A 7,976-nucleotide genomic window follows, 5' to 3' on the forward strand; every position below is an offset into this window, starting at 1 on the left:
GTGCTAGCAAATCCATAAATATTACAGCCGAGGAGACCGCTCTTCTAGGTTGAGAAGGAGATCATGTGTAAATCTTCCAAGCACTTACCAAATGCATTGGAGGTTTTTCCATAGAAAAAGGTTGAAATCTATATCCACCCCCTCAGCTTCATCGCGTTATAGACCCTCTCAACAGCCATAGCCTGTGCAGCGGTTCTGGGATCTATATCGCTTCTCCTGCTAAGATAGCTGTAGAAGGAGTTGAATGCTTCTGCCATCTTCTCCTCAAGCTTTCTCCTAGCATCCTCCTCTGTCAACCATCCGCCCATTCTATTGTTGACCCACTCGATCCAGCTGGCTGTCACACCCCCTGCGTTTGCCAAAATATCTGGTACTATGAAGACGCCCCTTTTAAATAGTATCTCATCCGCCTCAGGCGTTGTGGGGCCATTAGCGCCCTCAACGATCATCTTAGCCCTTATCTTAGGCGCGTTATCAGCTGTTATAACGTTTTCTAGCGCAGCTGGAACGAGGATATCTACGTCTGATGTGAGTAGCTCCTCATTTGATATCTTCTTTGCATCTTGATAGTAAATCACACTACCCTTTTCGCTCTTCACCTTCATAACATCCTCGATCCTAAGGCCCTTGGGATTATATATCCCACCGCTTGAGTCGCTCACAGCAACCACTCTGGCTCCCCACATGCTTAGATAGTAAGCAGCATATGATCCAACGTTTCCAAATCCCTGGACGGCAACGCTTCTACCCTCAAGCCCGCCTAGGATGCGCTTAGCAGCCTCCCTAGCAACTGTGGCAACGCCAAGCCCTGTAGCTATGATCCTCGTGTTTAGACCCCCGAGAAGGGGGGGCTTGCTAGTCACAACCCCAAATATGTTTGCACCAGCTATTTTGTAGTACTCATCAACATACCATGCCATGGTCTGGGGATTTGTATATACATCTGGAGCAGGTATATCAAGATCTTCTCCAACGAATCTAGCTAGCGCTGCGAAATAACCCCTGCTGAGCTCCTCAAGCTCTCTTGGACTCAGCCTCCTAGGATCGACCCTCACAGCCCCCTTACCACCGCCGAATGGGAGTTGTAGAAGCGAGCATTTCCACGTCATCCACATAGAGAGAGCCATAACCTCGCTCATACTTGTCTCAGGATGATACCTAACACCCCCCTTATAGGGTCCGAGGGCGCTGTTATGCTGAGCCCTCCAGCCTATGAAAACCCTTATCCTCCCATCATCCATCCTAACAGGGATCTTAACCTGGATAATCCTCTCATGGGTTTTCAGGGCTTCGAAGGCCTCCTCATCAAGGCCTAGAACATTAACGGCTTTTCTGAGCTGCATTACAGCAACTTCATAGGGATCGAGGGTTTTTTCCTCCAACCCCTTCACCATATTAAAAATCATACAAAGGAAAAAAGCTTACTAATGTTCCCACCCTCTATTGATCAGATCTCAAGATCTGTATTCCCAGATCTTTGCCTACGGGCTTATCTATATTATCCTCTGCGGGATATCCTCTAGCTTGGGAGCTTATGGGCCCCAGGATCAAAGCGGTGGTATATCTGATCATGTGCCATCTGCTCTGGAGCACGAATAACATTGTTGGTAGGAGTCTTGGGGAGTATCTAAGCCCCATTGTGATCACCTCTATGAGGTGGATCATAGCTTCAATGGCATACCCAGCTATAATGGGTAGAAAAGCTATGGATAGTTTAAAAAGCTATATAGGCTTGAGATCAGCTGTTCTAGGCCTCCTAGGATTCGCTGTCTTCAACATAGTTCTATACCAAGCCCTAGCCCTGGCGCCATCATCTCTTGTGGGGCTTGCATATGGATTCACACCGATTGCTATAGTGATAGTTGGTGCTATAATGAGGGTTTCATATCCTAGGCCCATACAGATCCTAGGATCTATATTATCATCGATCGGGGTTTCAATCCTCTTCCTATATAGAGGGGTATCGATTAGAGGGGCACAGGAGCTTGTAGGCCTAGCCCTAGGCCTCTTAACAGGCTTTATATGGGCATCCTACACAGTGCTCCAGAAGAGGCTATATCCAGAGGGTGATCAGGTAACCCTTACATACGCATCCCTACTAATGGCAATAGCAATATTAGGGCCGTCCTCAGCTCCATATATATACATAGAGCTACCCAGAATATCTAGACCAGAGATCCTAGCCCAGCTGCTATGGATAGCGATACTCCCAGGAGCCCTAGCCTATTATATGTGGAACAAAGCAGTCTCGCTAGTAGGATCTGCCTCAGCAGCCCCCTTCTCCAACCTCTTACCAGTATTTACAGCGATACTAGGCCATATGCTTCTCGGCGAGGAGCTAGGTATAGGGGATATCCTGGGAGGAGGACTAATAATAGCTGGCTCAGCAATCTCTATGTATGGAGATAGAAGATATATGCGATCAGATGCTAGGGAGAAGGAAGTATGAGCCGATAAAGTGCTTGGGAAGAGATATTTATAGCTTTATCCGTAATATTGTTTTAGGAGCAACATAGCTTGGGGCAATATATGGAGGATCTGGAGAAGGCCTTGGAAAAGATCTTGGAGAAGAGATTGGATCTCCTAGAAGCTGTGCTCATAAAGCATCCAGAAGTGATCTATAACGCGATAGTAAAGATAACCCCCTGGAATATCCTAGCAACTAAGGAGGATCTTAAAAAGCTAGAGGAGAGAATCGGAAAAGTTGAGGAGGGGATCAAAGCAATTGAGGGTAGGATCGAGAAACTTGAAGGCAGGGTTAAAAGGGTTGAGGAGGAGATGGCGACGAAAAACGATCTTAGGAGGCTGAGTATGAGGCTAGAGAATATGGTTTCAGCTCTGGGTGCTAGGTGGGGGGTTATCAATGAAGAGGCATATAGAGCCGGTCTTAAGGAGATACTCCAGGATATGGGTTGGAATGTTATACATGAGGTTATAACGGATACAGAGGGCCATGTATATGGGAGGGCTGAGGAGGTTGAGATAGATATTGTTATATCCGATGGCAAGATATATTTGGTTGAGATCACATCAGCTGTTAAGAGAGCGGATCTAGATGTTGTTAGGAGGAAGGCTGAGCTCTATGAGAGGTTGAAGGGTGTGAAGCTAGATAAGGTTATAATTATATCCCCCTTTATACATGATAAGAACCCCGAGAGAATAGCTGCTATAGCTAGGAACCTCGGGATCGAGATAATCTATCCCAGGCCGAGCGAAGCAATAGAATAGATCATCAATGATGCTCCCCACCAATCCCCTCCCCAGGCTTCTCAGCCCTTATCGATGTGAGGATAAGGGCTCCGAATGCTGATAGTATTGTTGAGAGTGCTAATAGATATTGGATCATGTTGTTCTGTGCGAGATAACCCACTATATATCCTCCGATAGCCGATGCTAGTCCATAAACTAGGTGGTAGTATCCATATGCAATAGACTCTCTACCCCTTGCAAGATCCCCTACCACGGCTCTCTGTATACTATCCTCTATAGCTAGGACAACCCCTATTAATAGGAAGAAGAGCTGGTTCACAGCGAATCCAAGTGCTATTATTGGTACTAAGGGGTAGTATATATAGATCGCCTTTATACCAAGCCTATCGTATAGCTCTCCAAGAGCTATCGAAGCCACTATCTGTATAACCTGGATTGCTATGAAATATATAGCTCCTAACACGGGATCTTCTCTCCCAACCCAGTATATAGCTATGAAGAGGGATACCAGCCCCAGCGCGGGTGTTGAGACAGATATCACGTATCTCGTTAGAGGGCCTCTGAGAATACCTATGGAGATCCTTTTGGGGGTTATCTCTACATCCCTGGGGTATATAGATCTTGTGTAGATCAGTATCGCTACGGAGATGAGGGAGAAGGCTGAGAGTGTGAGGAATAACATGGGGGAGAATCCATGGAGATATAGTGTATATGCAGCTATCGAAGGCCCAACAACAGCACCAATCTGGTCTAGTGCTCCATGTATGCCGAAGGCCCTCCCACTCCTACCCTCCTGGGCTATCCTGCTTAGAAGGGCGTCTCTAGGGGGTGTTCTAAGGCCTCTAGCCATCCTCTCCATAATGGTGAAGATCGATGCATAGATCCACGTGGTTGCAATGGATAGCATAGCTATCGAAAATCCTGTGAGGGCATAGCCTGAGATTGTTAGCCCCCATAGAAGGCCGTATCTAGAAGAGATCAGGCCTGAGAGGAATCTAAGGAGATAGCTTAGAAACTCCCCAACACCTCCTAGAAAGCCTACAAAGGCTAGATCTGCACCAAGGTATCCTAGATACTGGGGTAACACAGATCTTGCCCCTTCATAGGTTATATCTGCAAACATGCTCACAATTCCAAAGAGGATCACTATCTCCATATATCTCCTCATCTTTACCAAGCTATCATGGGATAGCATCTAATAAGCTTAGATCCATCCTAATTATTCTCCTTAGCAAATAATGAGGGGATCATGGTGGGTGGCGAGATCCTTGTGATCTCTGAGGAAGATCTTTCTAAGATAGAGGATCAGAAGATCTCGAGGTTGGTGGAGGAGTATAGAGGATATCCCGGGGAGGGTTATTGCGAGCTAGAGGGCGAGATCCTTGTATGTGTGGCTTCAATACCCCGGCTACTTAGGAGGCCTTTTCTAGAGCTTCTCATGGTTAGGATCATATCCACTGTAGATCCTAGGGTTAGCAGGGTTTACCTATATGTGGAGGGCCACGAATCTATCGATGTAGATGATATAATTAGTAGGAGGAGGCCTATAGATGCTGGCGAGGCGTTTCAGGCAGTGCTAGAATATATGTATAGGGAGTATAGGGGAGCTCTAGATGAGATAGGATCCGCTATCGATGGTGTTGAGGATATGGTGGAGAGGGAGGAGCTTGTAGCTGTTGCTAGGGAGATCTATAGGCTTAGAAAGATACTTATAGATCTTAGAAAGGGGCTTAGAAACTATATCCAGATGCTTAGGCAGCTCCATAGTGAGAGTATATTTGCTGGATATGTGAAGAACCATGGGATGCTCTTCGAGCTTATAGACGAGCTCTCAATAGGGCTTGAAACCATAGAGGTCTATAGGGAGATGCTCATAGGTATTAGAGAGACACATGCAACCCTAGTTGGGTTGAAGCTGAATGAGGTTGTTAAGAGGCTCACAGCTATAACCCTTGTCCTCATGATCCCAACCCTCATAGCATCGATCTACGGGATGAACTTCGACAGATCCTATCCCCTAAATATGCCGGAGCTCTCATGGAGCTTCGGATATATCTATGCATTAGGCCTCATGGTTGTATCATCTATAGCGGGCTATCTAATACTAAAGGCTAGGGGGTGGTTCTGACGATTCCGAGGGAGAGGCTTGAGGCCAGGCTAAGGGAGCTGGGTATAGGCTATAGATTCGTTGTTGTTGAGAGGGCTAGAACCGTTGATGATGCAGCGAGATCCCTAGGAGTTGGAAGGGATAGAATAGCTAAGACAGTCATCGTAATAACGGATCGAGGGCCAATAGCCCTCTTCCTAAGGGGATCCCACAGGGTGGACTTCACAGCGCTTAGGAGAATCCTTGGCCTAGGCTCAGCTAGAATGGCTACCCCAGAGGAGGTTGAGAAGATCACAGGCTATAGGGTTGGGGGTGTACCACCGATTATAGAGGGGGTTGAAACTATAGTTGATGCCTCTCTAGCCTTTGATAGTGATGAGGTTTTCTGCGGTGGTGGTGATGAATATACATTACTAGCTATAAAGCCTAGAGAGCTTGTGGAGAGGCTTGGCCTGAGGGTATATAGCTTTGCTAGACCTAGCTAGAATATGGTTTAAAAGGGCTGGGCTTCGATCCGATCTCTATGCTAGCTTGGCGCCCCTACAAGCTGGTAGATAAATACTATCACATATACATCATAAGCCCCTGGGATCGATGTTATAGCGCTCTTAAAGATCGCGGCTGGCTTGAAATACGTCATATTACCCCTATTAGCAGGATCCACGAAGTTGCCGCCAGCACTGGGATCGGCTGAATAGAATATAGTGCCAGGGAATGCCGTGTAAACACCGTTTATCATGATTCTAAATAGAAGCATATTCTGTATAGATGGCGACTCCCAGTTAGGTCTTAAATAGATCTGCTGGCCCTGGCTAACAACCTTCACATATTTCTGAGGCCCGCTGCCGATGTACTGAGGCGTTCTGGGGTTGTTGCCATATATATCTGCATCTATATCGTACCCAGCTATCCTGAGTATCGCTGATATCGCTTTGGCAGCGTCAGCGTTGTTCAGCGGATATACATAGTTGGGGGTAGCTACAAATGTATCATATACCAGCACGTAGGTCTTGTTAGGAACCACCTTGAAGTTCTGGATCAATAGCTTCGCAGCCTCGGCATCATTTGATGTGAGGATCTTAGCTAGGATCTCTATCTGGGTCCCATTGATAGTTGCTCCATCAGCTACAGAGGCTCTTTGCCCGAGAACAGAGATCCAATATCCATAGTCCCACCAGGAGACAACTACGGAGTCGCTAGGAGTGTTCTCCCTAATCCATCTAAGGGCGTCTAGCCATGCTGTGTTAGGTGTTGTAAGCCCTATCCCTGATGTAAGCACCATGGGGAGGTGGTATTTATATGGTGTTATGTGATAGCTATATGCTACATATGTCTGAGCCGGTATGAGGGTGGCTAGGAGGACTATTGAGAGTATTGGTGCGAGGGAAGAAGATCTCCTCCTTCTAGCGCTGAAGAGCCTAGAAGAAACTATAGATGCTAGGAATCCGAGGAAGTAGGATGATGATATGGAGAGCACTAGCGCTGCGAAGGATGTGAAGTAGCTTAGATTCTCGAGCACATATAGTGTTCCCAGTGTTAGCACGGATACATAGAGTGCTATGAGATCTCTCTTAGATGCTAGCAGGTATAAAGCATATAGTAGGGATAATAAGGAGATCATGATGAGAACCCCGTAGTAGCTCATGAGAAAGCTAGGATTAGTGGGTTGATACTCAGCTATCGTGAAGGATAGGGTTCCAAGAACATGTGTTATGCCGAGGGCCTGGGCCACCTTACCCCCTACAAGATGCCCTATAGATATGAGTGCTACCCCTGCAACGCCTATTGCAATTATTGTTGCTAGATATGCTATGTTTGCCTTCTTAGGCGTTATAGCCGGTATTACATAGTATCTCACCATGAGGAGGAATAGTGTTAGGAGGGTTATAGCCCCAACGCTTCTATATATATAGGAAACTCCATACAATGGATAGGATATGAACACAAGTATGGAGGGGAGCACCATAAGTGCTGCGTTTGTGAGAAGCGATCTAGGCTCTACTTTTTTCGCTACAAGGGGATATATGATCATTGTTAGGCATGATATCGCTAGAACCCCTATATATAGCCCTGAGGATAGAGCCATATAGGCAATTACTAGCCCGTGGACTAGGAAGTGGAGGGGCTTCATAGATCTGTATGCCTTAACAAATGTATATAGGGCGTAGGGGAGTATGGCTAGGGCCATCGTATATTTAACTGTAAAGCCAGCAACGGTTCTATCTGTGAATATGAATGCGAAGAACGCTGTCGAGGCTAGGGCTGCGAATGTGCTTCCAGATAGCTCTCTGGAGACGAGGTAGATCCCTATGAGGGATACAGCTGTAGCTATGACTGGGAATAGCACCATATATGTCATCAGATCTACTCCAAAGGCCTTCAAAGGTATATATGTCAGATATATCGTATATATAAGCCCAGGCAACTCCGTAGTCAGGAAATCCCTGCCCCATGGATACCAGAATATCATAACAGCTGGATTCGGGGGTCTGAGATCGAAATATGATAGTGGGCCATGCTGGAGCATATAGCTTACAACATAGTATGCCTCATAGGGGTCTAGCTCATCTAGATATGGGTGATAGCCATTCTGAATAGTGTTTAGAAAGGGGAGGAGCCTTAGATAAACCGCGAGAGCTATTGTTGCTGCGAGAACAAC

At 46.5% G+C, this 7,976-nt stretch carries 7 protein-coding genes; 4 read left to right on the top strand and 3 right to left on the bottom strand.

The features are described 5' to 3' along the window. Positions 1-128 precede the first annotated feature (128 nt). A complete protein-coding gene (locus QXE01_10230; GenBank protein MEM4971611.1) occupies positions 129-1,391 on the bottom strand; it encodes a Glu/Leu/Phe/Val dehydrogenase in 1,263 nt (420 codons plus the stop codon). 143 nt (positions 1,392-1,534) lie between these two features. Here QXE01_10230 and QXE01_10235 point away from each other — a divergent pair, with 143 nt between their 5' ends. Both QXE01_10235 and QXE01_10240 read left to right on the top strand, forming a co-directional pair. Continuing rightward, entirely contained in the window at positions 1,535-2,449 is a 915-nt protein-coding gene (locus QXE01_10235) for an EamA family transporter (GenBank protein ID MEM4971612.1), read from the top strand. An 80-nt stretch (positions 2,450-2,529) separates the two neighbouring features. Continuing rightward, entirely contained in the window at positions 2,530-3,228 is a 699-nt protein-coding gene (locus QXE01_10240; protein ID MEM4971613.1) for a DUF3782 domain-containing protein, read from the top strand. A gap of 4 nt (positions 3,229-3,232) precedes the next feature. Here QXE01_10240 and QXE01_10245 read toward each other — a convergent pair whose 3' ends face one another. Further along, entirely contained in the window at positions 3,233-4,378 is a 1,146-nt protein-coding gene (locus QXE01_10245) for an MFS transporter (GenBank protein MEM4971614.1), read from the bottom strand. An 81-nt stretch (positions 4,379-4,459) separates the two neighbouring features. On the opposite strand from QXE01_10245, the gene QXE01_10250 reads away from it, so the two are divergent. After that, positions 4,460-5,338, top strand: coding sequence for a magnesium transporter CorA family protein (locus QXE01_10250; protein ID MEM4971615.1), 879 nt, complete (start codon positions 4,460-4,462; stop codon positions 5,336-5,338). After that, entirely contained in the window at positions 5,329-5,802 is a 474-nt protein-coding gene (locus tag QXE01_10255) for a YbaK/EbsC family protein (GenBank protein MEM4971616.1), read from the top strand. The genes QXE01_10250 and QXE01_10255 overlap by 10 nt, the downstream gene beginning before the upstream one ends. 41 nt (positions 5,803-5,843) lie before the next feature. Here QXE01_10255 and QXE01_10260 read toward each other — a convergent pair. Further along, the coding region (locus QXE01_10260; GenBank protein ID MEM4971617.1) for an STT3 domain-containing protein at positions 5,844-7,976 on the bottom strand (2,133 nt) is incomplete at its 5' end.

It is taken from the genome of Sulfolobales archaeon, from assembly GCA_038897115.1.
Classification (GTDB): Archaea; Thermoproteota; Thermoprotei_A; order Sulfolobales; family AG1; genus AG1.

Coding starts and splice junctions, on each gene's coding strand:
- QXE01_10235 (MEM4971612.1), top strand. CDS start 1,535: ATGGGCCCCAGGATCAAAGCGGTGGTATATCTGATCATGTGCCATCTG.
- QXE01_10240 (MEM4971613.1), top strand. CDS start 2,530: ATGGAGGATCTGGAGAAGGCCTTGGAAAAGATCTTGGAGAAGAGATTG.
- QXE01_10245 (MEM4971614.1), bottom strand. CDS start 4,378: ATGAGGAGATATATGGAGATAGTGATCCTCTTTGGAATTGTGAGCATG.
- QXE01_10250 (MEM4971615.1), top strand. CDS start 4,460: ATGGTGGGTGGCGAGATCCTTGTGATCTCTGAGGAAGATCTTTCTAAG.